Origin of the sequence: Streptomyces exfoliatus, from assembly GCF_000725545.1 — a bacterium.
GTDB lineage: Bacteria > Actinomycetota > Actinomycetes > Streptomycetales > Streptomycetaceae > Streptomyces > Streptomyces exfoliatus.
Genome location: NZ_JNZP01000012.1, coordinates 216,094 through 240,103 on the forward strand (window position 1 = coordinate 216,094; position 24,010 = coordinate 240,103).

A 24,010-nucleotide genomic window follows, 5' to 3' on the forward strand; every position below is an offset into this window, starting at 1 on the left:
AGAGCAGAGCAGAGCCGACGCCATGACCTACGCGATCACCCAGACCTGCTGCAACGACGCCACCTGCGTCGCCGTCTGTCCGGTCAACTGCATCCATCCGGCGCCCGGGGAACCGGACTTCGGGACCACGGAGATGCTGTACATCGACCCCAAGACCTGTATCGACTGCGGCGCCTGCGCCGACGCCTGCCCCGTCGACGCGATCTTCCCGGCGGACCGCCTCACCGGGCGGCTGCGCGAGTACGAGGCGATCAACGCGGAGTACTACGCCGACCGCGCCCCGGCACCGGCCCTGGCCTCGCCCAACTTCCACACCTGGGGCGAGCCTTCGTTCCCCCGGTCGCTGCCCGCCGACTTCGCGCCGCTGCGGATCGCGGTCGTCGGCACCGGGCCCGCCGGGATGTACGCCGCCGAGGACCTGCTCCTGCACACCAACGCCGAGGTGACGCTGATCGACCGGCTGCCGGTGGCCGGCGGGCTCCTCCGGTACGGCGTGGCACCGGACCACCCCGCGACCAAGGGCGCCGGCGAGACCTTCGCCCGCTTCCACTCCCACCCCCGGGTCCGGATGCGGCTCGGCGTGGAGATCGGCGAGGACGTCACCGTCGGGGAACTCGCCGCGCACCACGACGCGGTGATCTACGCCGTGGGCGCGCCCGCCGACCGGCGGCTCGGCATCCCCGGCGAGGAGCTGCCCGGCAGCGTCTCGGCGACCTCGGTCGTGTCCTGGTACAACGCGCATCCCGAGACCGGCGCGGACGCCGTCCGGCTCTCCGCCGAACGGGTCGTCGTCGTCGGCAACGGCAACGTCGCCCTCGACGTCGCCCGCGTCCTCGTCATGGACCCGGCCGACCTCGCCGGCACGGACATCGCCGACCACGCCCTGACGGCCCTGCGCGACAGCCGGGTCCGCGAGGTGGTGCTGCTCGGCCGCCGGGGCCCCGAGGACGCGGCGTACACGGCCTCGGAACTGCTCGCCCTGAAGCACCTGCCCGGTGTGGACCTGGTCGTCGACGACCGGGATCCGCGCACCGGCGCGGCCGTCGACGCGGCGGCGGCCGGGGACAGGGCCGCGCTGCTGCGGGACGTGCTCCGGGAGACGGTGGACTGGACGGCTCCTCCCCCGTCGGACCGGCGCCGGATCGTGCTCCGTTTCCACTCCGCCCCCGTCGAGGCGCTCGGCACCGACGGCGTACGGGCGGTCCGGGTGACGGAGGACGGATCGCCCGCCGGTACGGAGATCGGGGCGGGGCTCCTCGTGCGGGCGATCGGCTACCGGGGCGTTCCGCTGGCGGGGCTGCCCTTCGACGAGGTCACCGGCACGGTGCCGCACGAGGCCGGGCGGGTGACGGGGCTGCCCGGCGGGTACGTCGTCGGCTGGATCAAGCGCGGGCCCTCCGGGGGCATCGGCGCCAACCGGGCCTGCGCCGAGGAGACGGTCGGGACCCTGCTCGCGGACGCGGTCGCCGGTGCGCTGCCGGCTCCGACGGGCACGGCCCAGGACTTCCGTCGGCTGGCCAGGAGCCGCAGTCGGCACCTCGTCGACGCACGCGGTCTCGCGGCCATCGACCGGACCGAGCGGGCCAGGGGCAGGGACGCGGGGCGTCCCCGGGTCAAGCTGGCCACGGTGCCGGAGCTCGTCGCGGCGGCCAAGGGCGGGCGGTGGCGCCGGCAGGGATGATCTTCAGGGGTGCTCTTCGGAGGTTCCCTTGGGAGGTTCTCTGCGGAATGTCCGGCCCGGGACGGCGGGCCGGTACGACTCAGACGGCGGCGTCCACGGCAGCCGTCTGGCGGACCACGATCGCGTTGAGCCGGACGGCGAACGGGACGACGTCCGTCAGTTCCAGGGCGGTGGCCCGCGCCTTCGGCAGCTCGACGGTCACGTCGGCGCAGAAGGCGAGGGCGTAGATGTCCTGCCCCGTTTCTTCGTCCTGGAGGGCGAAGAACAGGTCGCGGTAGAAGCGGGTGCGGTGCTCGGACTCCTCGTAGAAGGAGAGTCCGGGCCGTCCCTCCTGCCCGGCGAGGCCGGTGAAGGCCTCGACGAGCTCCCGCTCGACGGTCCCCCAGAACCCCGCCTCCGCGTACTCGGGGGGAAGGGCCTGCCGGACGGCCTCCTTCAGGGAGAGCACCATCACCAGGACGGGGGCGTGCTCCTGGAGCCCCCAGCCCCGGACCATCCGCACGACGGTGGTGCCGGGGACGGCCGCGGCCGCCGCCCGTATCGCCTCGAAGTCGAAGTCGACGGTCGCGGGCGCGATCGCCTCCTGGAACACCCGGTCGATGGACCGGGCCCGTTCGAGATGGTCCGGTCCCACCTCGACGACGGTCCTGAAACTGGCGGCCAAAGCTCCTCCTGTGTGATCTCGTGTGCTCTCGATGATCAGGAGGGGTCAGTATGGCGAGCGTCCGCCCGGCACCGTGGGCGAGTCCGCCGTACGGACGGGGAGCGCGAGTCCGCCGTACGGGCGGGCAGCCGCTCAGGACCTCTTGCGGGGCTTCCCGCCGGTACGGCCACGGCCTGAGCCCCCGCCGCCCTTGCGGGCCGCCGGCTTCCCCGACGTACGGGAGCCGCCGCCCGGCTTGGCGGACCTGGAGGGCTTCTGCTCCTTCTTCGGCTGCTTCTGGCCCTTCTGGGCCTCCGCGCGCCGGCCCCGGGTGCTGTTCACCGTGCGGCCGCGCACGATGCCGATGAACTCCTCCACCAGGTCGGGGGCCTCGTCGGCCGCCTGCCACGAAAGGGCCACCCGCGACTGCGGGACGTCGGTCAGGGTCCGGTAGGTGAGGTCCTTGCGGTGGTGCAGCCGGGCGAGGGACTGCGGCACGGCGAGCACGCCGACGCCCGCCGCGACCAGCTCGATCGCGTCGGCGGTCGTCTCCGGGCGCTCGTCCGCCGCGCGGCCCGGCGGCCGCTCCCAGCCCAGGGTGTCGTCGAGCGGGTGCAGGACGAGCTCCTCGGCGAGGTCCTCGGCCGACACCTCCTCGGCCGCCGCGAACAGGTGGTCCTTGGGTACGACGACGACCGTCGTCTCCGTGTACAGCGGGATCGCGCTCAGGTCGTCCCGGTCGACGGGGAGCCTGACCAGACCGGCGTCGGCCGTACCCTCCCGGAGCGCGCCGAAGGCCTCGGCGGGCGTCACGGCGAGGAGGGTCAGGGGAACGTCGGGCAGGCGCTCCTTCCAGACCCCGACCCACTTCGAGGGCGTCACTCCGGGCACGTACGCCAGCCGGAAGGCGGGGGTGCCGGAGGGGAGGTCAGAGGGGGACACCGCGGGGGAATCCGCCGTGGTGTCCGAGGGGGAAGCGTCCGAGCCTGTCACTCCGCCAGGTTACCGGTAGCTGCCGTGGTCGGAACTCGCCCGCACGCTCGATACTCTTGACACCATGACGTCGCACCAGAGCACCCAGACGATGAAGCCCGCCACCGCGGCGAAGAAGCTGGGTGTGTACCTCGAGGCCACCCCCGCAGAGTTCCAGGAGGGTGTCGTCTCGCGCACCGAACTGAACGAGCTCCAGTCGAACCCGCCCGCCTGGCTCCAGGAGCTCCGGAAGAACGGCCCGCACCCGCGCCCGGTGGTCGCCCAGAAGCTCGGCGTCTCCATCGCCGGTCTCGCGCGCGGCGGCATCACCGAGCCGCTCACCACCGAGCAGATCGAGGCGCTCAAGCAGGAGCTGCCCGAGTGGCTCCAGAAGGAGCGGGCCACCCAGGCGGAGGTCCGCAAGGAGACCGTCCGCATCAAGGAGCGCGACGCGGAGCGTGCGCGCCGCGACGACGACGTCTGATCGTCTCCGCAACGCCTGATCGTCTCCACCCGACCGCGCCGCACCCCGACGGGTGTGGCGCGGCGCCGTGCGCGGGAGTCATTCCCCCATGAGCGCTTCCCCCACCAGTGACCTCAGCATCGCGTCGGAGCCACCGGTCGTCGTCGGCGTGGACGGCTCGGAGCACAGTCTCCGGGCCCTCGAATGGGCGCTGGGCGCCGCGGAGCACCTGGGATCACCGCTGGTCGTGGCCCATGTGCGCTCCGACGCGCTGCAGCTCGGCGCCGCCCGTATCGCCTCCCTCGGCCCGTCGCCCGAGCTGCCCGACACGGTGGTGACGGCCGTGCGGAACGTCGTCGAGGCGCGCGGCCACACCCTTCCCGTGCGGTACGCCTCCCTCGACGGGTCCGTGACCGACGCCCTCCCGGCCGCCGCGCGGGGCGCGCGGCTCCTGGTGACCGGCTCCCGCGGGCACGGCGGCTTCGCGAGCCTCCTCCTCGGATCGACCAGCCGCACGCTCGCCGCGACGGCGCCCTGCCCGCTCGTCGTCGTCCCGCACGAGGCGCGTACGGCTGCCCTGGAGGGCGGTGCCGGGGCGGGCCGGGTCTTGCTCGGCCTGCACCCGGAGGAGACTCCGGACGAGGTGCTGGACTTCGCCTTCGAGGCGGCGCTGCACCGGGGCGTACCGCTGGAGGTCGTGACGGCGTTCCGGCTGCCTCCTCAGCCCGGCTCGCTCGTCGTCGCGCCGTCCCCCGCGCTCCAGGTTCCGCCGCCGCTGCCCCTCGCGGACGACATGGAGGAGCAGCTCGTACGGGAGGGGAAGCGGGAGCAGGAGGAGCGGCTGCGGCCCTTCGCCGAGCGCAGGCCAGGGGTCGAGCTCGTTCCCGTGGTGACGCCGGGGGACGCGGCGGGCCTGCTGGTGGAGGGTTCGCGGGACGCGGGTCTGCTGGTGGTGGGCCGCCACCACCGGCATCGCTTCGGAACGCTGCTCGTCGGCTCGGTCGCCCACGCGGTCCTGCACCACGCGCACTGCCCGGTCGCGGTGGTTCCCCCGGCGGCCCCGTAGGCCGTGTCCGGCGCCGGGGCGGTCACGCCGCGTCACCGAGCGGGGCGGGGCGAGCGTGGCTAGCGTGGCTCACAGGAACACGTCATCGAATCGGAAGCGAGAGTCACCGTCATGGCCGTACGACCTGAAGGCACGCCGGTCTGGACCGACGCGATGTTCACCGACGTCGAGGGCGCCAAGACGTTCTACGGCGACGTGCTCGGCTGGACCTTCGGAGAGTCCTCCTCGGAATTCGGCAACTACACGCAGGCGTACAAGAACGGGAAGGCCGTCGCGGCCGTCGTCCCGCCGATGCCGGGGCAGGACGGGGAGGAGCAGTCGGCCTGGTGTCTGTACTTCGCCTCCCCGGACGTCGCCGCGACGGCGGAGAAGATCCGCAGCGCGGGCGGCACCGTGCTGATGGAGCCGATGCAGGTCGGTGACTTCGGCTCGATGTGCATCGCGCAGGATCCGGCGGGTGTGACGTTCGGCGTCTGGCAGGCCGGCGTCCACGAGGGCTTCGAGCTGGAGGGCGAGAGCGGCTCGTTCGTGTGGGCCGAGGTGTTCACCCGGGAGCCGGCGAAGTCCGACGACTTCTTCACCGCCGTCTTCGGCTACCGCTCCAAGACGATGCAGGACGGGGAGATGGACTACCGGGTCTTCGACCTCGGTGGGGATCCCCTGCTCGGACGGATGGTGATGACGGCGGACCAGTTCCCGCCGGAGATCCCCTCGTACATCCAGGTCTACTTCGCCGTGGACAACTGCGACAAGGCCGTCGAGGCGGCCGAGCGGCTGCGTGGGCAGAAGGTGTTCGGGCCGATGGACAGCCCCTTCGGGCGCTTCGCGGCGATCATGGACCCGCAGGGTGCCGCCTTCGCCGTGATCGACGTCAAGACCACCGTCGGCGAGATGCCCGAGATGAGCTGACCGTCACGGAGGACCGCCCCGGAACCGCCCCTGGACCCTGTCCCGGGGCGGTTCCGCGTGTGTCAGGCGCTGTCGCGGACGGCGACGATGCCGTTGAAGACGCCGACGTACGCGGTGCCGTCGGGGCCGAGGGTGATCGGGGCCCAGTTGTTGTCGTACGCCAGGCCGGTGCCGGTGAAGCGGCTGAAGGCCCGCTCCCCGGTGCGGAAGTCGACGGCCGTGAGGTACCAGGCGTCGATGCCCCAGGCGTGGGGGCGCTTCTCGTAGAAGTAGAGGAGTCCGTTGGCGGTGGACAGCTTGGGGACGGTCGAGGGCGAGCGGACGTCGCTCTCCCAGACGGTGTCGCAGCCGCTGCCGTCGGCGCGGACGTCGATCCGGGTCGCGCCGCCGACGACGCTGCGGCCGAAGGTGAGCGTACTGGGGTTCTCGTAGCCGTAGTTGTTCTCGACGACGAGGCTGTCGCCCCAGCTGATCAGGGAGTTGTCGGTGGTGGAGGCACCGGATCCGAAGACCGGCACCTTGCAGACGAGGCGCTCGGCGGCGGGGACGTCGGCGCCCCTGCGGTAGACGAGGACGTTCATGCGGTCGTCGGCGTTGTCGGTGATGGCGACGTACGCGTCCCGGGCGCCGAAGAGGTCGGGGGTGGTGCCCGACCCCTGGTTCACGGAGCCGGGCTTGGTGCCGGTCCCCCGGTCGTACGCCTCGCGCCACCGTACGCGGGGGACGCCGTCCGCGTCGGCGTCGAGGCTGTAGAGGGCGTGGTCGGTGACGAGGGAGACGCCGTCCTCGGCGACGGAGAAGGAGTTCTGGATCTCCTCCCCTTCGAGGCGGATGGCGCGCAGGGCACCCGTCGCGGGGTCGACGGTGCCCACGCGGCCGAGGCGGGTCACCCACCAGATGCGGCCGTCCCAGTCGGGCATGACGGAGGTGACGGGGTCGCAGACGCCGCTGGGGAGGAGGTTGGTCCAGGTGACGCAGTCGTGCGGGACCAGGGGGGTGAGGTCCCAGTCGTTCTCGACGACGAACTCCCAGGTGCCGTCGCCCTTCTGGCGGTGGGCGAGGCGCTGGATGTGCTGCCGGGAGTCGGCGAGGACGACCCGGTCGCGGTGGTCGAGGTAGAAGTAGGCGCCGCCCGAGGTGTCCTTGAAGATCTTCTCGAAGTCCAGGCGGGTGATGGCCTCGACGGTGGAGGAGCGCTGCGGCAGCTTGTACTCGGCGAGGGTGTCGAGCGTGCGCGGGTCGAGCAGCTTCAGGAGGAAGCCGCTGAAGGTGCCGCAGACGGTGAGGAGCCGGCCGCCGGAGTCGAAGGTGACGGTGGCGCACTCGCCGCCGACGGCGGCGATCTTCTCGCTGTCGACCTCCGGGGAGCGGCCGAGGGGGCCCGGGTACGGGTGGGTGCCGCTGCCCGCCCCGTCGGCGTGCATCCCGCTGCGTCCGTTGGGGGCGAGGTACGGGTGCTGGGCGGGGCCCTCGCCGTGGACGGGCCGGGCGGTGGCGGGGGCGCCCTCGTAGTGCTCGACGAGGCGGTGGCCGGGGGCGAGGGGGATCTCCTCGGCCTGGGCGACGGGTGCGGCGCCGGCCAGGAAGGTGGCGGCGAGCGCGATCAGCGTGAGCGCGCGGGCTCGTCTTCTGGGCGGATGGGTGGTCAAGGGGGCTCCTCGGGTCCGGACGTCGGTCGCGCCGGCGGCCGACGCTAGGCCCGAGTGCGTGAGATGTACATGGACCCGCCCCTGGTTTCACGGGCAGTTCACGGCGGTGCAACGATCACGGTCTGAGGCTGGAGACCACATCGGCGGTGGCGGCGACGCCGTCGTGGATGGTGGGCGCCATGCTGGTGCCGGCGAGGAAGAAGCCGAGCAGTGCGCAGACGAGCGCGTGGCTGACCTTGAGCCCGCCGCTCCGCAGGAAGATCACGGCCAGGATCAGCAGCAGCACCACGACAGAAATGGAAACGGCCATCGCTCTCACGTCCTCCTTGCGCCGCACGGGAATTGCGGCGTTCGGCGGACAGTGTGGCGGAATGGGCGGTCCGTCCGGGCGTATGGCGGGGCGGCCATACGGGTGAGATCGCGCCGCCTCAGGCTCCGAGCGTCTCGGCGATGCCCGGCCGGCGCACCGCGTCGAGCCACGGGTCGGCGAGCAGTCCCTCGATCAGCGCGCGGCTCCCGAACACCTCGGTGGCGCTGAGGTCGTGGTCGGTCAGGACGAGCCATCCGCCGTCCGAGGCCCACCACGTGGCGGGGAACCGGAGGTCCGGCATCGCGTCGTGGTGGGCGAGCGCATCGCCGAGCCGGCCGCGCCGGGCGATCAGCGGTTCACCGGGAGGCGTCGACACGGGGGCCTGGGCGGCTCCGCACGGCGTGTCCGCCCCCTGCGGACCGCTCAGGACCAGGTGCTCGACGAGCCGGGCCAGGCAGGCGCGGTCCAGCTCCGCCGGGTCGGGCCCTTCGAGGTCGTCCGCGCCCGGCACGTCTTCGAGGACCAGGTACGAGAGGGTGCCCGGCCAGTCCGCGAGCCGTCGGCCCGCCCGGGCCAGGACCTCGTCCCAGCGGAGCCGTACAGGGCCGTCGTGGACGGAGTGGAGGATCCAGCAGCGGTCCTCGTAGCCGTCCTGGGGTTCGTAGCCGCAGTCGGCGTCGGTGAGCGCGGCGCGCAGACCGTCCAGGGGGTCGTCCTCGGCGGCGCGGGCCCACGGGCTCGTCACGGGTTCTCCTCGGCGGGCAGGCAGTCCTTCCACTCCACCGTACGGTCGCACCAGCGGTCGAGCAGGACGCGGTCGTGTCCGACGGCGAGGAGGCCCGCGCCCGTGGTCTCGCGGTAGGTCTCGACGGCGGCGACCAGGGCTGCCGTGGTGGAGGCGTCCAGCATGGCGGTCATCTCGTCGCAGATCAGCCAGCGGGGGCGCAGGGTCAACGCCCGTGCGAGGCAGGCGCGTTGGAGCTGGCCGTCGCTGACCTCGTGGGGGCGGCGGGTGAGCAGGTCGGCGGTGAGGCCGACGGCCGGGGCGAGTTCGGCGACCCGGCCCTCGGCCTCGGCGCGGCGTCCGGTGGCGCGCAGGGGTTCGGCGATCAGGTCGGCGAGGGCGAGGCGGGGGTCGGCGGCGGTGCGGGGCTGTTGGAAGACGACGCCGACGGCGGTGCGGAGTTCGCGCGGGGCGCGGTGGCGCCAGGTCCTGACCTCGGTGCCGTCGAGGACGAGGCGGCCCGCGTCGGGGCGGTGGAGGAGGGCGGCGACCCGGGCGAGGGTGGACTTGCCGCAGCCGCTGGGGCCGAGGAGTCCGACGGACTGCCCGGGGGCGACGGTGAGCGAGGCGCCCCGGAAGACGGGGGCGCGGCGGTCGTATCCGGCGGTGACGGTGTCGAGTTCAAGCACGGGGGCGCTCCGGGTGGTGGCAGGCCAGGCCGGCGGTGAACGCGGGGACGGTGGCGCAGAGTTCGGTGGCGAGCGGGCAGCGCGGGGCGAAGGCGCAGCCCTCGGGCAGCGCGGAGAGCTCCGGGGGCATGCCGGGGATCGGGGTGAACTCCCGCTCGGGGAGGGCGTTCAGGAGGCCACGGGCGTAGGGGTGGCGGGGGCCGGTGGGACCGAAGAAGCGGTGGGCGGGGGCGATTTCCACGATGCGGCCCGCGTACATGACGGCCACGCGGTCGGCGATGCGTTCGGCGGCGGCCAGGTCGTGGGTGATGAGGAGCAGGGCGCGCCCGTCGTCGGTGTGGCGGCGCAGTTCGTCGGCGGTGCGGTCGACGAGGTCGCGGTCGAGTCCGGTGGTGGGTTCGTCGGCGAGCAGCAGCCGGGCGCCGCCGATGAGGGCGAGCGCGGTGGCGGCGCGCTGGGCGAGGCCGCCGGAGAGCTCGTGCGGGTAGCGGTCGAGGTGGCCGGCGGGGAACGCGGCTCGTTCGGCGGCGTCCTCCGCCGCCTTCCGGCGGGCGCGGCGGCCCGTCGCGGTGAGGGCGCGGACGGTCTCCTCCAGCTGGGACCGTACGGTGCGGACGGGGGTGAGGTGGGCGGCGGGGCTCTGCGGTACGAGGCCGACGCGGCGGCCCCGTACGGTGCGGGCGAGGGTCTTCTCGTCGGCGGCGAGCAGGTCGATGCCGTCGGTCGTCGCGGTGCCGGAGGTCTCCGCGTTGCCGGGGAGGAGTCCCAGGAGGGCGGAGGCGAGGACGGACTTGCCGCAGCCGCTCTCGCCGACGAGGGCGAGGCACTCCCCCGCCGCGAGGTCGAAGTCGGCGCCGGTGACGGCGGCGACGGTCCGCCCGCCCCGCAGCCGGAAGCGGACGGTGAGGTCGCGGACGCTGAGGACGGCGTCCTCGGCCCGCTCGGCGCTGACGGCGTCGAGTGCGCGAAGGAGCCGCTGTCCTGAGACGTGCGGGGCGTTCGGGGCGTTCACAGCATCAGCTCCGATCGGCGGCGCGGGTTGAGACGGTCCCGCCATACGCCCGCGAGGCCCGCGATGGCGAGCGTCGGGACGATGAGGAGGAGGCCGGGGAAGAGGGTGGGCCACCAGTCGCCCGCGAGCAGCGAGGAGCGGGCGGTCTGGACGAGGTTGCCGAGGCTGGCCTGGTGGCTGGGGAGGCCCAGGCCGAGGAAGGACAGCGCGGACTCGTGCCACATGGCGTGCGGGACCATGAGGACGGCGGCGAGTCCGGCCTGCGGCAGGACGGCGGGCAGCAGGTGCCGGACGGCGACCCGCCACCGCGAGGCGCCGCCTGAGACGGCGGCGTCGACGAACGGCCGGGTGCGCAGGGAGAGGACCTCGGAGCGCACGATGCGGGCCGTGGACAGCCAGTGGGTGACGGCGACGGAGGCGATCACGGGCCAGACGCCGGGCCGGAAGAGGGCGACGACGAAGATGCCGAGCAGCAGGTGCGGCACGGAGGAGAAGGCGTCGACGAGCCGCATGAGGGTGCGGTCGGTCCAGCCGCCGAGCGCGCCGGCGGCCGCTCCGACGGCGGTGCCGACGACGGTGGCGACGAGCGCGGCGACGAGTCCCACGAGGAGGGAGATCCGCAGTCCGTAGACGCAGCGCAGGAGGAGGTCGCGGCCGAGGTCGTCGGTGCCGAAGGGATGTGCCCAGGACGGCGGGAGGAGCTTGCGGGAGAGGTCGACGGCCTGTTCGTCGAGCTGGACGAGCGGGGGTACGAGCAGCACGGCGAGGAGGACGGCGCCGACGACGGCGGCGGAGCTCCAGAGCCGCAGGCGGTGGGTGCGCGGGTCAGCCATCGAAGCCCACCCTCGGGTCGGCGAGTCCGTACAGCAGGTCCGAGAGGAGGTTGCCGAGGAGGACGGCGGCGGTGGCGAGGACGGTGAGGGCGGCGAGCAGCGGGAAGTCGACGGAGGTGGCGGCCTGGACGGTGGCGGCGGCGATGCCGGGCCAGCTGAAGACGGTCTCCACGAGCAGCGCGCCGGTGATGAGTTCGGGGACGCGGGAGCCGATGAGGGTGAGCATGGGCAGCATTCCGGAGCGGAGGGCGTGGCCGGTGAGGACGGTGCGTTCGCCGAGGCCGCGGGCGCGGGCGCCGCGCACCGGGTCCTCGTCGAGGGCGTCGCCGACGCCCTGGCGGACGTAGAGGAAGAACCAGGGCAGCTGGGAGATGCCGAGGACGAGCGCGGGCAGCACGAGGTGCCGGGCGACCTGGTCGAAGGTGACGGTGTCGCTGGCGGTGTCGGTGAGTCCGCCGGCCGGCAGGACGCCCAGTCTCAGGGCGAAGAACCAGATGGCGAGGAGGCCGAGCCAGAAGGCGGGGGCGGCTTCCAGGGTGTACGCGATCGAGCTGACGGCCCGGTCGAGGAGGCCGCCGCGGCGGCGTCCCGCGAGGACGCCGAGGAGGGTGCCGAGGGCGATGGCGACGAGGAAGGCGGTGACGGCGAGGAGCACGGACCAGCCGAGGCGTTCGCCGATGACGTCGGCGACGGGGCGGCGCATCACGGAGGAGTCGCCGAGGTCGCCGGTGAGGGCGGAGGTCAGCCACTCCCACCAGCGGGTGAGGAGGGGCCGGTCGACGCCGAGGTTGGCGCGGAGCTGGTCGAGGTTCTCCTGCGAGGCGGTGAGCCCCGCGGTGCCCGCGTAGGCCTTGACGGGGTCGAAGGGGGAGGCTTCGGCGACGGCGAACACCGCGAAGGTGACGGTCAGGAGGACGGGGACGGCGGCCAGGGCGCGCCGTCCCGTCATCCGCGCCATGGCCCCCCAGGGGAGGCGGCGCTTCACTTCTGCGTCGCTCCGGTCGCTCCGGCCTTCTTCGGCTTCCAGCTCTCGACGTTCCACCAGGGTCCTGACGCGAGGCCGTGGTCGTGTGGCTCGATCTGGGTGCTCGGCCCGTCCCAGGCGTCGTTCACGACGTAGAGGTGGTCGATGTGGGTGAGGAAGGTGTAGCCGGGGTTCTTCGCCAGTTCGCGCTGGACGGTGTCGTACGCGGCGCGGCGCTCGGCGGGGTCGTTCGTGCGGCGGCCGGCATCCAGGGCGCGGTCGACGGTCGCGTTGTCGTACCAGGCCATGTTGTTGAAGCCGTCGCCCGCGAGGTCGGACTTCAGGAGGAGGTATTGGTCGAAGTCGGGGTCGCCGGGCGAGCCGCCGCCGGCGAGGACGGCGTCGGTCTTCATCCGGGGTTCGATGACCTCCCAGGTGCCGGCCTGGGCGGTGATGTCGATGCCGGCCTTCTTGGCGTCGGAGACGTAGGCGAGGGCGTGGTCCTGGCGGAGCTTGTCGCCGGAGAGGTACCAGAGCGGGAAGGCGGCGCGGACGCCGTTCCTGACGCGGATGCCGTCGGGGCCGGGCTTCCAGCCGGCCTCGTCGAGGATCTTCCGCGCGCCGGCGAGGTCGTGGCGGCGCTCGGTGCCCTTCGCGAACCAGGGGCTGTCGGTGGGGACGGGGCCGTAGGCGGGCTTTCCGGCGCCTTCGAGGATCTTGTCGACCATGGCCTGGCGATCGACGGCGAGGTCGAGGGCGCGGCGGACGGCGGTGTCCCCGCTGACCGGGTGGTGGGTGGGGAGGGTGACCGTGCGGTAGTCGTAGGTCGTGGCCGTCCAGGTCTTCTTCGCCTTGTCGTCCTTGAAGCCGGCGGCGAGGTTGGGCGGCAGGATGGCGCCGTCGAGGTCTCCGGCGCGGAGCCGGGTGGCGCGGACGTCGTCGTCCTTGATGATCGCCATGGTGAACTTCTTCACCCGGGGCGCGCCGTTCCAGTACGACGGGTTGGCCTTGAAGGTGAGCTTCTCGCCCTTGGACCAGCCGGTGAGGACGTACGGGCCGGTGCCGATCGGCCTGGTGGTGAAGGCGCCGGTGTTGACGTCCTGCTTCGCCGCTATGTGTTCCGGGGCGATGGCGTGGACGGTGCGCTCGGCGAAGGGCGCGTAGGGGTACTTGAGGCGGAAGACTACGGTGTCGTCGCCGATCGCCTCGACGCTCTCGAGGGCGTCGAGTTCGGTGCGGGAGGCGTTGTTCGTCTTCGGGTCGAGGATCGTCCGGTACGTGAAGACGACGTCCTTCGCGGTGAAGGGGGCGCCGTCGCTGAAGGTGACTCCGTTCCGGAGGGTGTACGTGTAGGTGAGGCCGTTGTCGCTGATGCGGGGCAGCCCGCTCGCGAGGGCGGGCTTCAGCTTCATGTCGGCGCCGAAGGCGAGCAGCCCGTCGAAGATCTTGGAGTTGCCGTCCTTGCCGTAGCCGAGGAGGGGGCTGAGGGTCTCCGGCTCGTAGGCGATGCCGACGACCGCGGAGTCCTTGGGTCCGCCGGTGCCCCCGGCGGTGGAGCCGGGGTTCGTGCAGGCCGCCGCGGTGAGGGCGAGGGCCCCCGCGAGCGTCGCGGCGGCCGTGCCGCGGAGGAATCGGGCGGTCATCGTGTCCACACCCCTCTTGGAGATCAACTGTTATTGCGAACAGCTCGCAATTAAACAGTATGTAAAGGGGTGTGGACACAGGGGCCCCTTACACAGGCGGCTCCAGGCCGACCAGGGCGGCGATCACGTCCTGGTGCCGGCCCGCCGACCCCAGGGCGATCTGGTCGGACTTGGCCCGCTTGAGCGCCAGGTGGGCGGGGTGCTCCCAGGTCATTCCGATCCCGCCGTGCAGCTGGACGCACTCCTCGGCGGCCCGGACGGCCACCTTGGAGCAGTAGGCCTGGGCGACCGCCACGATCAGCGGCGCGTCCGCGCTGCCGGTGGCCAGGGAGTCGGCGGCCGCGCGGGCCGCCGCCCTGGCCCCGACGAGGTCGAGCCAGAGCTGGGCCATGCGGTGCTTGAGGGCCTGGAAGGAACCGACCGGCCGGTTGAACTGATGGCGCTCACGGGTGTACCGGACCGTCTCCTCCAGGCACCACTCGGCGAGGCCGAGCTGCTCGGAGGCGAGGAGCCCGGCCCCCGCGAGGAGGCCGCGGCGGACCGCCGGGCCGGTCGCCTCCGGCCCTGCGAGCCGGGTGCCGCTTCCCTCCCCCGTGGCGACCCGGGCCAGCGGGCGGGTCAGGTCCAGCGGAGTCTGCGGCTCGACGGTGGCCTCCGCGGCCGGTACGGCGTACAGCCCGTCGGCGCGCGGTACGAGGAGAACGTCGGCGATGGCGGCGTCGGCGACCCCGGCCACCGGGCCGGTGAGCGGAAGCTCCGCGCCGGGCGCCGTCGACAGCGGTACGGCGAGCACCGCGACCGTACGTCCGCCCGCGAGCTCCGCGAGCAGCCCGGCGGCCGCCTCGCTCTCCCCGGCCAGGGCGAGCAGGGTCTCCGTGGCCACCACGGAGCTGCTGAGGTACGGCAGCGGGGTCACCGCGCGGCCCAGCTCCTCCAGGACGACGGCCGCCTCTCGGTGGCTCGCGCCCTGACCGCCGAGCTTCTCGGGGACGAGCAGTCCGGCGGCGCCGATGTCGGCCGCGAGGGGCTTCCAGAGGCCGGGGACGTACGGGCTGTCCGACTCGATCAGGCCGAGGACGACCTGATGGCCCGCCCGGTCGGCGAGCAGGCCGCGGACCGCCGCCCGCAGATCCTCCTCGGTCTCGGAGTAGAGGAGGTCGAGCGGCGGTTCGGTCGGCTCCGCCGACTCCGTCACGTCTGTCATCGGGCGAGGTCCTTCCAGGCGACGTCCTTGTCGTTGCGGGGCTCGGGCGGCAGGCCGAGGACCCGCTCGGCGACGATGTTGAGCAGCACCTCGCTGGTGCCGCCCTCGATCGAGTTGCCCTTGGACCGCAGATAGCGGTAGCCGGCGTCCCGGCCGGTGAAGTCGACGAGTTCGGGGCGGCGCATCTCCCACTCCCCGTACAGCAGGCCCTCCTCCCCGAGGAGTTCGACCTCCAGACCGCTGATGGCCTGGTTGAGGCGGGCGAAGGCCAGCTTCATGGCACTGCCCTCGGGGCCCGGCCGTCCGGCGACGAGCTGCTGGCGGAGCCGTTCCCCGGCGAGCCGGGCCACCTCGGCGTCGACCCAGTGGTCGAGGAGGCGCCGGTGCAGGTCGTGGGTGCGCAGTTCGGGGCGCTCGCGCCAGGTCGCGGCGGCCTTCCCGATCATGCCGCCCTCGCGGGGGATGCGGGATCCGCCGATGGAGACCCGCTCGTTCATGAGGGTGGTCTGCGCGACGCGCCAGCCGTCGCCGACGTCGCCGAGGCGGTGGGCGTCGGGGATGCGGACGCCGGTGAGGAAGACCTCGTTGAACTCGGCCTCGCCGGTGATCTGGCGCAGCGGCCTGACCTCGACGCCCGGGTCCGTCATGTCGCAGACGAAGTAGGTGATGCCCCGGTGCTTGGGGGCGTCCGGGTCGGTGCGGGCGATGAGGATGGCCCAGCGGGCGGTGTGGGCGCTGGACGTCCACACCTTCTGGCCGTCCACGATCCAGTCCCCGGCGTCGTCCCTGACGGCCCGGGTGGCGAGCGCGGCGAGGTCGGAGCCCGCACCGGGCTCGCTGAAGAGCTGGCACCAGACCTCCTCGCCGACCCAGAGCGGCCGGAGGAAGCGCCGCTTGACCTCGTCGGAGCCGTGGGCGAGGACGGTGGGGGCGGCCATGCCGAGGCCGATGCCGATCTTGCGCGGGTCGTTGTCGGGGGCGCCCGCGGCGGCGAGTTCGGCGTCGACGACGGCCTGCAGGGCGCGGGGGGCGTCGAGTCCGCCGAGGCCGACCGGGTAGTGCACCCAGGCGAGTCCGGCGTCGAAGCGGGCGCGCAGGAAGTCGGTGCGGTCGGTGGTGGCGGGCGGGTACGCGTCCAGCAACTTGCCTGTGAGTGCGCGGAGTTCCTCGGCGCCGATCATGCGCGGGCCCCTTCCGGGAGGACGACGAGACGGCCGGTGGTGGTGCCGTCGGCGACCCGCTGGACGGCGTCCGCCGCTCCGGCGAAGGGGACGCGTTCGCCGATGAGCGGCTTGATCAGGCCCTTGGCCGCGTAGTCCGTGAGCGTCTCGTGGCAGCGTCCGATCGAGGCCGGGTCCTTCGCCGCGTAGAGACCCCAGTGGAGGCCGAGGACGGAGTAGTTCTTCACCAGGGCGTGGTTGAGGGCGGGGGCGGGGACGGTGCCGCTCGCGAAGCCGACGACGACGATCCGCCCCTCGAAGGCGACGCACTTGGCGGACTGCTGGTAGGCCTCGCCGCCGACCGGGTCGTAGATCACGTCGGCGCCGCGTCCGCCGGTCGCGGCCTTGACGGCGGCGACGACGTCCTCGGAACGGCGGTCGACGACCACGTCGCAGCCGAGCGCGCGGGCGACGGCGGCCTTCTCCGGTCCCCCGACGACCCCGATGACGGTGGCGCCGGCCGCCTTGCCGAGCTGGACGGCCGCGCTGCCGACTCCGCCGGCCGCCGCGTGGACGAGGAGGGTCTCGCCCTCCTGGAGAGCCGCCCTGCGGTGCAGGCCGAACCAGCCGGTCTGGTAGCCGATGTGCAGGGCGGCGGCCTCGGCGTCGTCGAGCGACTCGGGGGCCGGGAGCAGTCCTGCCGCGTCGGCGAGGGTGTACTCGGCGAAGCCGCCGTGCGGGAGGGCCGCGGTGGTGATGACCCTGCGGCCGTCCTCGGTCTCGGCGCACACCTCGACGCCGGGGGTGAAGGGCAGCGGGGGGCGCACCTGGTAGTGGCCGCGGCAGAGCAGCGCGTCGGGGAAGTTGACGTTCGCGGCGCGGACCTTCAGGAGGACCTGGCCCTCGCCGGGCGTGGGCGGTGTCACCTCCTCGCGGCGCATCACCGCGCCCGGTTCCCCGTTCTCGTACACACGCCATGCCTGCATCCGGAATGCCTCCTCCGTACCGAGCGGTCGGTAGCATACTAAGCGGTCGCTTGCCCTTGAGGGAACGGCTCGGCGGGACTTCTTGGGTTCCGGAAGGCGGGAGCGGGCGGGCGCGCCCCGTCTCCGGGCCGGGCCCCTGCCTCCGGGCCGGGCCCCTGTCTCCGGGCCGGGCGCCCCCCGTCTCCCGGCTGGGCGCGCCCCGCCGCCCGGCCCGCGCTACTCCGGCTTCTTCGGGCGCGCCCTGACGTGTATCCGCTCCCCCTGCGGACCGAAGAGGCTCAGGAACTCCACCGGCCCCTCGCCCGCCGGCCCGAACCAGTGCGGGACGCGGGTGTCGAACTCGGCCGCCTCGCCCGCCCCGAGGACCACGTCGTGCTCGCCGAGGACGAGCCGGAGCCTCCCGGAGAGCACGTACAGCCACTCGTACCCCTCGTGGACCCGCGGCTCCGGGTGCTCCGTCGACGTCTCCTGGATCACCTTGTACGCCTGGAGGCCGCCGGGTTGCCGGGTCAGCGGGAACATCGTGCGGCCGTGGCGCACGATGGGCTTGGCCCGGATGCGGGGGTCTCCCGTCGCCGGGGCGCCGACCAGTTCGTCGAGCGGTACCTGATGGGCGCGGGCGAGCGGCAGGAGCAGTTCGAGGCTGGGCTTGCGCTGCCCCGACTCGAGCCGGGAGAGGGTGCTCACGGAGATGCCGGTGTCGGCGGACAGCTCGGCCAGGGTCACCCCGCGGTCGCGGCGGACCCGGCGGAGCCGGGGACCGACCTCGTTGAGCACGGCGTCGATGCGGTCGTCTTCGGTCATGCGTCCATTGTTGCAGAAACGGCAAGTTCACTTGCCGGATCCATCGGGCCCGGCGACGCTCGTCCCATGAACGCACAGCAGCACGCACCTCTGGAGAACGACACGTACGCCTACGACGCGGTGGTGGTCGGCGGGGGCTCCGCCGGGCTCAGCGCCGCCCTGATCCTGGGCCGGTCCCTGCGCCGGACCCTCGTCGTCGACGCCGGCGAGCCGCGCAACGCCCCCGCCGCGCACACGCAGGGCGTCCTGTCCCGGGACGGGATGGGCCCGGCGGACTTCCTGGCGGCGGGACGGGCCGAGATCGCCGGATACGGGGTCGACCTGCGCGCCGGTGAGGTGACGGGCGCCGAGCCGGACGGGAAGGGCGGCTTCGTCGTCACCCTCGCGGACGGGGGCACGGTCGGCGCGCGGCGGCTCGTCGTCACCACCGGCCTCGTCGACGAGCTCCCCGCGATCGAGGGACTCGCCGAGCGGTGGGGGCGGGACGTGCTGCACTGTCCGTACTGCCACGGCTGGGAGGTCCGCGACGAGGCCTTCGGTGTGATCGCCCACCCGACGATGCCCGCGCACCAGGCGCTCATGGTGGCGCACTGGTCGAAGGACGTGACCCTGTTCCTCCACACCGCCGGGGAACTCTCGGAGCACGACGCGGCCCTGCTCGACGCGGCGGGCGTCCGCGTCGAGCGGGGCGAGGTGACGGGGCTCGCGGTGGAGGACGACCGGCTGACCGGGGTGCGGCTCGCCGACGGGCGGACCGTGGCCCGTTCGGTCGTCTTCGCCGCCGCCTCGCGGTTCGCGGCCCGCGACGGGGTGCTGCGGCAGCTCGGCGCGGAGCTGCGCGAGACCCCCTTCGGGGAGTTCGTGGCGGTCGACGAGACGGGCCGCACGAGCGTGCCGGGCGTGTGGGCGGCCGGGAACGTCACGGGGCCGCAGGAACAGGTGGTCAACGCGGTGAGCCGGGGCTACCGGGCCGGTGCCGCGCTCAACGCCGAACTGCACTTCGCCGACCTGGAGGCGAAGGTGGCCGGTCGGCCGGTCGGATGAACCCGGGCGTCCGGGGCTGCGCCACGGGACCGGGCAGACGAGGATCGGCCATGGTGGCCGGAAGCCGCAGCCACGGACGACGGAAGAAGAGGACACCTCCCATGCTCGGTACGCAGTTCACCAAGGGCTCTCCCAACTGGCTCGATCTCGGCAGCCCCGACACCGATGCGGCGAAGGAGTTCTACAGCGCCGTCTTCGGCTGGGAGCTCCTCTCCGCGGGACCCGAGGGCGGCGGCTACGGCTTCTTCCAGCAGGACGGCCGCACGGTCGCCGCACTCGGCCCGCTCACCGAGGAGGGCGCGGACAGCGCCTGGACCGTGTACTTCCAGACCCCGGACGCGGACGCCACCCAGAAGGCGGCCGAGGCCGCGGGCGGCGCCGTCCGCCTCGGGGCCTTCGACGTCATGGACGCGGGCCGGATGGCCGCCCTCACCGACCCGGGCGGCGCCCGGTTCGCGATCTGGCAGCCCGGTGCGGTCCAGGGCCTCCAGCGGACCTCGTCCACCAACACCCTGGTCTGGGTGGAGCTGCACGTCGCCGACCCGGAGACCGTCCTCGGCTTCTACCGGACCCTGTTCGACTGGCGCTGGGCGGAGATGGAAGCGCCCGGCATGACGTACCGGGTCGTCTCCACCGCCGAGGGCGACCAGGAGGACGCCTCCTTCGGCGGCGCCGCCGAACTCCAGGACTTCACCGAGGGTCCGCGCTGGATCCCGTACTTCGCCGTCGAGGACGCCGACGCGATCGCCGCCTCCGCCCAGGGCAACGGCGGCTCCGTCGTGATGCCCGCGGCCGACATCCCGGACGTCGGCCGCATCGCCTGGCTCAAGGACCCCTTCGGCGCGCCCTTCGCGGTACTCAAGCCCGCACCGATGGGCTGACACCGCCCGCGCGCGTCCGTGTCAGCGCGCGAAGAGCTCGAAGGTCACCGCCGGGCGGCCGCCGAAGCGGGCGGCCGCACCGCCGGTCGTCATGGTGAGGAAGTCACGGACGTACGTCTCCGGGTCCTCGTCCGTCAGGGCCTCGATGTAGGCGCGGTGGCAGAGCAGCGAGCGGATCGCGCGGTCCAGGCCCGGGGCCGCGTCGATCGCGTGGGTCGGGGTGCTGGAGGCCGCGACCGCCACCCAACGGACGCCGCTCCAGGGCTCCAGGCCCCGCTCGATCAGCTCGGGGAAGATCCAGCGGTTCCCCGCGTCGGCCGCCGCGTCGAGCGTGGCACGGCCGACGGCCAGGTGGTCGGGGGTGTTCCAGGGAGCCCCTGGACCCCCGCCCCAGGTGTCGCGGTGGTTGAGGGTGACGACGAGTTCGGGGCGGTGGCGGCGGATCGCCGCCGCGATGTCGCGGCGCAGCCCGAGCCCGTACTCGATCACCCCGTCGCGGTGGTCGAGGAACTCGACCGTGTCCACACCGACGACGGCGGCGCTGTCCCGCTGCTCGCGCTCGCGCAGCGGACCGCAGACGTCCGGCGCCAGCGTGTCGATACCGGCCTCGCCCCGGGTGGCGAGGACGTAGACGACCTCCTTCCCCGCGTCCGTCCAGGCGGCGACGGCTGCCGCGCAGCCGTACTCCAGATCGTCGGGGTGGGCGACGACGGCGAGGGCGCGCCGCCAGTCGCCGGGCATCTCCGCGAGGGCCGTGATGTCGGTTTCCGTCATGCCCGCAGAATACGGGCCGCCTCGGAGGCCGTCGGGCGGAACGCTCCGGAAAGGATCACCGAACGCGAGACGTTCCGGGGGCGGTCGGGGTTGAGGCCGCGCCGGGCCGCGAGGGCGACCGCGAGCCGCTGGGCGCGGACGAGCGCGGCCACCGGATCGATCGCGTCGGCGGCGAACAGGGCGCCGGTGGACTCCACTTCCTCCCGCAGCCCCGACGGCGCCGGGCCGAGGCACCAGACGAGACTGGACCGGTCGCTGATGCTGATCGGACCGTGGCGGTACTCCATGGCCGCGTACGACTCCGTCCAGGCGCGGGCCACTTCCCGCAGCTTGAGCGCCGCGTCGTCGGCGAGGCCCACGGTCCAGCCGGTGCCGAGGAAGGTGAACTGGCCCTGCCGCTCCCAGGCGGCGGGCAGCCGCTCGTACAGGACGAGTTCGGCGTCGGAGACCGACGGCCCGAGGTCCACCCCGAGTCCGGCGCGCAGGAGTTGGAGGGCCGTGGTGGCGAACCTGGTCTGCACGACGGAGCGTTCGTCGGCGAATCCGAGGTCGACGACCTGGTCGGCGAGCTGCCCGGCCGGGCTGCCGGGTGTGCCGGTGAGGACGAGCGTGGGCACGCTCCCCGCCGCGCGGCCGAGCAGGTTCACCACCTCCGTCGTGGTGCCGGAGCGGGTCAGGGCCACGATCCGGTCGTAACCGCGGCCGAGCGGGGTGGCGTCGGAGGCGGGGAAGGCGTCGGTCTCGCCCGCGCCGAGGGACTCCCGCAGGGCGGCGTAGGCGCGGGCCATGAAGTACGAGGTGCCGCAGCCCACCACCGCCACGCGCTCGCCGTCCGCGGGCAGCAGGCCCGCCTGGCGGTCGGCGGTCTCGGCGGCACGGCGCCAGCAGTCCGGCTGGCCGGCGATCTCCGCGCCGACGTGGGTGCTGCTCATGTCCGGGTCCTCTCCTCGCAGGGTCCCCTCGCGGGGTCCGCACCGAGTTCTACCGGCATCGGCCAAGAGCACTCCATGAGCAATGGGAACTCACCCCTTGGACTTTTGCACGCCTCCGGTCATGCCCCCGGTCACGCCTCCGCCGCCGCACGAGGCGCGGATCACGAGCCGGGGGCGCAGCTGCACCTGGTGCAGCGGGGCGGCGTCGCCCTCGGCGAGACGCCGGAGCAGGATCTGCGCGGCGAGTCTGCCGAGCTGGTACTTGGGCGGCGAGACGGCCGTCAGAGGGGTCTCGGCGACGTCGGCGAACTCGTTGTCGTAGCTGATCAGGGCGAGGTCGTCCGGGACCCGTACGCCTGCCCGGCGGGCCGCGCCGAGCATCAGCGCGGCCTCACGGTCGCCGAAGCAGAGCGCGGCGGTGACTCCGGCGTCCCGCAGCGCGGCGAGGGCCCGGTCGGCACGCTCCGGGTCCCAGCGGGCCATCACGTCCCGCTCGCACGGCGGGGCGTCGGGCAGCCCGAGGTCGGTGAGGGCGCGGGCGAAGCCGGACTCGATGGGCGCGGTGGTGGGCGCGTCGGTACGGGCCACGAGCCCGAGGCGCTCGTGGCCGAGGGCGCGCAGATGGCGTACGGCGTCGTAGGCGCCTCCCTCGTGGTCGGTGCAGACGTGCTCGGTGGGGTCGCCGGGACCGTGGGCGGCGAGCCTGCGCTCGACGAGGACGGCGGGGACGGGCAGGGCGAGGAGTTCCTCGGCGCGCCGTCCGGGGTCGGTGGCGGTGTGCAGGCTGGGGACGAGGAGGAGCCCGTGGACACCTGCGGAGAGGAGGCGCGCCACGGCGGCGTCCTCCTCGTCGGGGTCGTAGTGGGAGCAGGCGAGGACCAGCCGGGCGCCGGCCGCCGCGAGTTCCTTCTCGATGCCCTGGAGGACGCGCGGGTAGTAGAAGGTGGTGTCGGGGACGAGGACGCCGACGATCCGCTGTCCGGTGGCGTCGCGTTCGGGGCGGTGGGCGGCGAAGGTGCCCGCGCCCTGTCTGCGCTCGACGAGCCGGAGGGCGACGAGGTCCTCGTAGGCGCGGCGGACGGTCGTCACCGACAGGCCCGTCTCGGTGGCGAGGGCGCGCTCGGTGGGCAGTTTGCTGCCGGGTGGCCAGGTGCCGTCGAGGATGCCGCGCCGCAGCTCGGCCATCAGGGCCCGGAACTTCAGCTCCCGGCCGGACGCCGGTGTCTCGCGTCCCGTCATCCGGGCCCCCTTCTCGCTCGCGGCGCTCCCCGGTCCTCCGGGGCGCGCCGCATCCTATGCGGAAGTGGTCAGATCTCGTTCCGGGAGAGCGCGAGCAGTCGGTCGAGGACGCGCGGTCCGCCTGCGCGGACGCCGTCGTGCTCGAACTCGTCGGTCACCCAGGTCCGCAGTCCGCGTACGGTGCGCGCGGTGTCGAGGGAGTGGGCGGTGTCGACGTACATGTCGTCGTGGTAGACGGCGGCGGCGACCGGCACCTGGTTGGCGGCGAGGCGTTCGGGGTCGTAGAGCGGGGCCCAGTCGGTGCGGGCGGCGAGCAGTTCCGCGGTCTCGCGGAGCGGGCGCAGGGCGGGGTCGGTGGTGAAGTGCCAGGGGTGGACGGTCTCGCCGGTGAAGAGGAGCGGCCTGCCCTCGGCGAGCGCGGCGCGGGCGTCGAACTCGGGGTGCTCGGCGCGGACGCGTTCGGCGGCCCAGTCGGTGGCGCCCCGCCCCTGGGCGTAGATGGCCTCGTGGAGCACGGCGTACAGCGGGTGTCCGGCGTACGACAGGTGTGCCTGGACCTGTTCGAGGAAGGCGTCGGCGAGCGCGGGCCCGCCGGGGGTGGGGACGAAGGCGCCTTCCAGGAGCAGGTGGAGCTGGTGGGTGCCGTCGCCGGAGCCGAGGAGGATGCCGAGGGACTGGAAGGCCTCGACGGTGAGCGGGCCGCCGCCGGGGAGGGTGACCTCGTGGTCGAGGAGGTGGGCGGCGATGGCGCGGGCCCGTTCGGCGTCCTGCGGGTAGCGGGCGAAGTGGGCCTCGTTCTTGCGCCGGATGCGGGGGTAGGCGGCGCGGTAGACCTCGTCGGCGCCGGCGTACAGGGACGGCAGTCCGCCGGTGATCAGGACCCGCTCCAGGCCCTCGGGTGCGGTGGAGAGGTAGTGGACGGCGCAGAAGCCGCCGAAGCTCTGGCCGAGGACCGTCCACGGGGCGCCGCCGGTCAGCCGGCGCCTGATCAGCTCGCAGTCCTTGACGATGGAGTCGGCGCGGAAGTGGGTGAGGTAGTCGGCCTGTTCGGCCGGCTTGCCGCGCAGGGGCAGGGTCTGGCGGTTGGCGGGGGTGGAGCGGCCCGTGCCCCGCTGGTCGAGGAGGAGCACGCGGAACTCCCTGACGGCCCGGCCGAGCCAGGCCTGCGGGCCGATGAAGCGGCGGGCGCCGAAACCGGGGCCGCCCTCCAGGTAGACCAGCCAGGGCAGCCGCTCCCGGTCGGGTCCGGCGTTGCCGGTCGCGACGACCTCGCGGCCGAAGACCTCGATGCGCTCGCCGTCGGGGCGGGAGTGGTCGAGGGGGACGGGAAAGCGGTGGTCGGTGAGGACGAGTCCCGGCTGCCGGTAGGTGGTCACGCTGTCGCTGCTCCTGTTCGGTACGCCCCCGCGAGGACAGTGGATCATACGT

The 24,010-nt window shown here is 73.6% G+C and carries 24 protein-coding genes; 6 read left to right on the forward strand and 18 right to left on the reverse strand.

Annotated features, from left to right (window positions below; translation table 11 throughout):
• Window positions 1–22 precede the first annotated feature (22 nt).
• The gene (locus IO20_RS0115100; protein ID WP_030545471.1) at window positions 23–1,681 is read left to right on the forward strand and encodes an FAD-dependent oxidoreductase; all 1,659 of its coding nucleotides are present in this window, start codon (window positions 23–25) and stop codon (window positions 1,679–1,681) included.
• A 79-nt stretch (window positions 1,682–1,760) separates the two neighbouring features.
• On the opposite strand, the gene IO20_RS0115105 is transcribed toward IO20_RS0115100, so the two are convergent.
• Window positions 1,761–2,345: a type-2Aa cytolytic delta-endotoxin gene (locus IO20_RS0115105; protein ID WP_030545473.1), complete on the reverse strand. Its 585-nt coding sequence runs from the start codon at window positions 2,343–2,345 to the stop codon at window positions 1,761–1,763.
• Between the two features lie 132 nt (window positions 2,346–2,477).
• A complete protein-coding gene (locus tag IO20_RS0115110) occupies window positions 2,478–3,266 on the reverse strand; it encodes a LysR family substrate-binding domain-containing protein (protein ID WP_030545475.1) in 789 nt (262 codons plus the stop codon).
• Window positions 3,267–3,381: 115 nt separating this feature from the next.
• On the opposite strand from IO20_RS0115110, the gene IO20_RS0115115 reads away from it, so the two are divergent.
• From IO20_RS0115115 to IO20_RS0115125, 3 genes are all read left to right on the forward strand, one after another.
• Window positions 3,382–3,780: a DUF5997 family protein gene (locus IO20_RS0115115; protein WP_030545477.1), complete on the forward strand. Its 399-nt coding sequence runs from the start codon at window positions 3,382–3,384 to the stop codon at window positions 3,778–3,780.
• Window positions 3,781–3,868: 88 nt separating this feature from the next.
• Window positions 3,869–4,825 carry a universal stress protein gene (locus IO20_RS0115120; RefSeq protein WP_051874207.1) on the forward strand — a complete coding sequence of 319 codons (957 nt, stop codon included), beginning with the start codon at window positions 3,869–3,871 and terminating at the stop codon, window positions 4,823–4,825.
• Window positions 4,826–4,936: 111 nt separating this feature from the next.
• Window positions 4,937–5,734: a VOC family protein gene (locus tag IO20_RS0115125; RefSeq protein ID WP_030545481.1), complete on the forward strand. Its 798-nt coding sequence runs from the start codon at window positions 4,937–4,939 to the stop codon at window positions 5,732–5,734.
• Window positions 5,735–5,796: 62 nt separating this feature from the next.
• Here IO20_RS0115125 and IO20_RS0115130 read toward each other — a convergent pair whose 3' ends face one another.
• From IO20_RS0115130 to IO20_RS0115185, 12 genes are all read right to left on the reverse strand, one after another.
• Window positions 5,797–7,383, reverse strand: a complete 1,587-nt coding sequence (locus IO20_RS0115130; protein WP_030545483.1) for a hypothetical protein — start codon at window positions 7,381–7,383, stop codon at window positions 5,797–5,799.
• Window positions 7,384–7,498: 115 nt separating this feature from the next.
• Window positions 7,499–7,693 carry a hypothetical protein gene (locus IO20_RS0115135; RefSeq protein WP_030214746.1) on the reverse strand — a complete coding sequence of 65 codons (195 nt, stop codon included), beginning with the start codon at window positions 7,691–7,693 and terminating at the stop codon, window positions 7,499–7,501.
• Between the two features lie 118 nt (window positions 7,694–7,811).
• Window positions 7,812–8,438 carry a hypothetical protein gene (locus tag IO20_RS0115140; RefSeq protein WP_030545485.1) on the reverse strand — a complete coding sequence of 209 codons (627 nt, stop codon included), beginning with the start codon at window positions 8,436–8,438 and terminating at the stop codon, window positions 7,812–7,814.
• Window positions 8,435–9,106 carry an ABC transporter ATP-binding protein gene (locus tag IO20_RS0115145; RefSeq protein ID WP_030545487.1) on the reverse strand — a complete coding sequence of 224 codons (672 nt, stop codon included), beginning with the start codon at window positions 9,104–9,106 and terminating at the stop codon, window positions 8,435–8,437. The genes IO20_RS0115140 and IO20_RS0115145 overlap by 4 nt, the downstream gene beginning before the upstream one ends.
• Window positions 9,099–10,163 (reverse strand): ABC transporter ATP-binding protein, encoded by a 1,065-nt coding sequence (locus IO20_RS0115150; RefSeq protein WP_078945779.1) that lies wholly within the window; start codon window positions 10,161–10,163, stop codon window positions 9,099–9,101. The genes IO20_RS0115145 and IO20_RS0115150 overlap by 8 nt, the downstream gene beginning before the upstream one ends.
• Complete coding sequence (locus IO20_RS0115155) at window positions 10,115–10,951, reverse strand: ABC transporter permease (RefSeq protein ID WP_030545492.1); 837 nt, start codon at window positions 10,949–10,951, stop codon at window positions 10,115–10,117. Before IO20_RS0115155 ends, IO20_RS0115150 begins: the two co-directional genes overlap by 49 nt.
• Window positions 10,944–11,936, reverse strand: coding sequence for an ABC transporter permease (locus IO20_RS0115160; protein ID WP_030545493.1), 993 nt, complete (start codon window positions 11,934–11,936; stop codon window positions 10,944–10,946). The genes IO20_RS0115155 and IO20_RS0115160 overlap by 8 nt, the downstream gene beginning before the upstream one ends.
• Window positions 11,933–13,558, reverse strand: coding sequence for an ABC transporter substrate-binding protein (locus IO20_RS0115165; RefSeq protein WP_030545496.1), 1,626 nt, complete (start codon window positions 13,556–13,558; stop codon window positions 11,933–11,935). Before IO20_RS0115165 ends, IO20_RS0115160 begins: the two co-directional genes overlap by 4 nt.
• A gap of 88 nt (window positions 13,559–13,646) precedes the next feature.
• Window positions 13,647–14,762 (reverse strand): acyl-CoA dehydrogenase family protein, encoded by a 1,116-nt coding sequence (locus IO20_RS0115170; protein WP_030545498.1) that lies wholly within the window; start codon window positions 14,760–14,762, stop codon window positions 13,647–13,649.
• Window positions 14,759–15,943: an acyl-CoA dehydrogenase family protein gene (locus tag IO20_RS0115175; RefSeq protein WP_030545501.1), complete on the reverse strand. Its 1,185-nt coding sequence runs from the start codon at window positions 15,941–15,943 to the stop codon at window positions 14,759–14,761. The genes IO20_RS0115170 and IO20_RS0115175 overlap by 4 nt, the downstream gene beginning before the upstream one ends.
• A complete protein-coding gene (locus IO20_RS0115180; protein WP_030545502.1) occupies window positions 15,940–16,908 on the reverse strand; it encodes an NADPH:quinone oxidoreductase family protein in 969 nt (322 codons plus the stop codon). The genes IO20_RS0115175 and IO20_RS0115180 overlap by 4 nt, the downstream gene beginning before the upstream one ends.
• A gap of 216 nt (window positions 16,909–17,124) precedes the next feature.
• Window positions 17,125–17,712, reverse strand: a complete 588-nt coding sequence (locus tag IO20_RS0115185) for a helix-turn-helix domain-containing protein (protein WP_030214771.1) — start codon at window positions 17,710–17,712, stop codon at window positions 17,125–17,127.
• A 66-nt stretch (window positions 17,713–17,778) separates the two neighbouring features.
• Here IO20_RS0115185 and IO20_RS0115190 point away from each other — a divergent pair, with 66 nt between their 5' ends.
• Entirely contained in the window at window positions 17,779–18,756 is a 978-nt protein-coding gene (locus IO20_RS0115190; protein WP_030545504.1) for an NAD(P)/FAD-dependent oxidoreductase, read from the forward strand.
• Window positions 18,757–18,857: 101 nt separating this feature from the next.
• A complete protein-coding gene (locus IO20_RS0115195) occupies window positions 18,858–19,637 on the forward strand; it encodes a VOC family protein (protein WP_030545506.1) in 780 nt (259 codons plus the stop codon).
• A gap of 21 nt (window positions 19,638–19,658) precedes the next feature.
• Here the strand turns inward: IO20_RS0115195 and IO20_RS0115200 are convergent, their stop codons facing one another.
• The 4 genes from IO20_RS0115200 to IO20_RS0115215 form a co-directional block, all read right to left on the reverse strand.
• Window positions 19,659–20,411 (reverse strand): PIG-L deacetylase family protein, encoded by a 753-nt coding sequence (locus IO20_RS0115200; RefSeq protein WP_030545508.1) that lies wholly within the window; start codon window positions 20,409–20,411, stop codon window positions 19,659–19,661.
• Window positions 20,408–21,343 (reverse strand): SIS domain-containing protein, encoded by a 936-nt coding sequence (locus tag IO20_RS0115205; RefSeq protein ID WP_030545510.1) that lies wholly within the window; start codon window positions 21,341–21,343, stop codon window positions 20,408–20,410. Before IO20_RS0115205 ends, IO20_RS0115200 begins: the two co-directional genes overlap by 4 nt.
• Window positions 21,344–21,433: 90 nt before the next feature.
• Complete coding sequence (locus IO20_RS0115210) at window positions 21,434–22,582, reverse strand: GntR family transcriptional regulator (protein WP_030545512.1); 1,149 nt, start codon at window positions 22,580–22,582, stop codon at window positions 21,434–21,436.
• Between the two features lie 68 nt (window positions 22,583–22,650).
• Window positions 22,651–24,006 (reverse strand): alpha/beta fold hydrolase, encoded by a 1,356-nt coding sequence (locus tag IO20_RS0115215; RefSeq protein ID WP_051874208.1) that lies wholly within the window; start codon window positions 24,004–24,006, stop codon window positions 22,651–22,653.
• Window positions 24,007–24,010 lie beyond the last annotated feature (4 nt).

Bases quoted from the DNA above. Each gene is read 5' to 3' on its own strand.
- IO20_RS0115100 (WP_030545471.1), top strand. From the start codon at position 23: ATGACCTACGCGATCACCCAGACCTGCTGCAACGACGCCACCTGCGTC.
- IO20_RS0115115 (WP_030545477.1), top strand. From the start codon at position 3,382: ATGACGTCGCACCAGAGCACCCAGACGATGAAGCCCGCCACCGCGGCG.
- IO20_RS0115120 (WP_051874207.1), top strand. From the start codon at position 3,869: ATGAGCGCTTCCCCCACCAGTGACCTCAGCATCGCGTCGGAGCCACCG.
- IO20_RS0115125 (WP_030545481.1), top strand. From the start codon at position 4,937: ATGGCCGTACGACCTGAAGGCACGCCGGTCTGGACCGACGCGATGTTC.
- IO20_RS0115135 (WP_030214746.1), bottom strand. From the start codon at position 7,693: ATGGCCGTTTCCATTTCTGTCGTGGTGCTGCTGCTGATCCTGGCCGTG.
- IO20_RS0115150 (WP_078945779.1), bottom strand. From the start codon at position 10,163: ATGGCGGGACCGTCTCAACCCGCGCCGCCGATCGGAGCTGATGCTGTG.
- IO20_RS0115155 (WP_030545492.1), bottom strand. From the start codon at position 10,951: ATGGCTGACCCGCGCACCCACCGCCTGCGGCTCTGGAGCTCCGCCGCC.
- IO20_RS0115165 (WP_030545496.1), bottom strand. From the start codon at position 13,558: ATGACCGCCCGATTCCTCCGCGGCACGGCCGCCGCGACGCTCGCGGGG.
- IO20_RS0115170 (WP_030545498.1), bottom strand. From the start codon at position 14,762: ATGACAGACGTGACGGAGTCGGCGGAGCCGACCGAACCGCCGCTCGAC.
- IO20_RS0115175 (WP_030545501.1), bottom strand. From the start codon at position 15,943: ATGATCGGCGCCGAGGAACTCCGCGCACTCACAGGCAAGTTGCTGGAC.
- IO20_RS0115180 (WP_030545502.1), bottom strand. From the start codon at position 16,908: ATGCAGGCATGGCGTGTGTACGAGAACGGGGAACCGGGCGCGGTGATG.
- IO20_RS0115185 (WP_030214771.1), bottom strand. From the start codon at position 17,712: ATGACCGAAGACGACCGCATCGACGCCGTGCTCAACGAGGTCGGTCCC.
- IO20_RS0115190 (WP_030545504.1), top strand. From the start codon at position 17,779: ATGAACGCACAGCAGCACGCACCTCTGGAGAACGACACGTACGCCTAC.
- IO20_RS0115195 (WP_030545506.1), top strand. From the start codon at position 18,858: ATGCTCGGTACGCAGTTCACCAAGGGCTCTCCCAACTGGCTCGATCTC.
- IO20_RS0115200 (WP_030545508.1), bottom strand. From the start codon at position 20,411: ATGACGGAAACCGACATCACGGCCCTCGCGGAGATGCCCGGCGACTGG.
- IO20_RS0115205 (WP_030545510.1), bottom strand. From the start codon at position 21,343: ATGAGCAGCACCCACGTCGGCGCGGAGATCGCCGGCCAGCCGGACTGC.
- IO20_RS0115210 (WP_030545512.1), bottom strand. From the start codon at position 22,582: ATGACGGGACGCGAGACACCGGCGTCCGGCCGGGAGCTGAAGTTCCGG.
- IO20_RS0115215 (WP_051874208.1), bottom strand. From the start codon at position 24,006: ATGATCCACTGTCCTCGCGGGGGCGTACCGAACAGGAGCAGCGACAGC.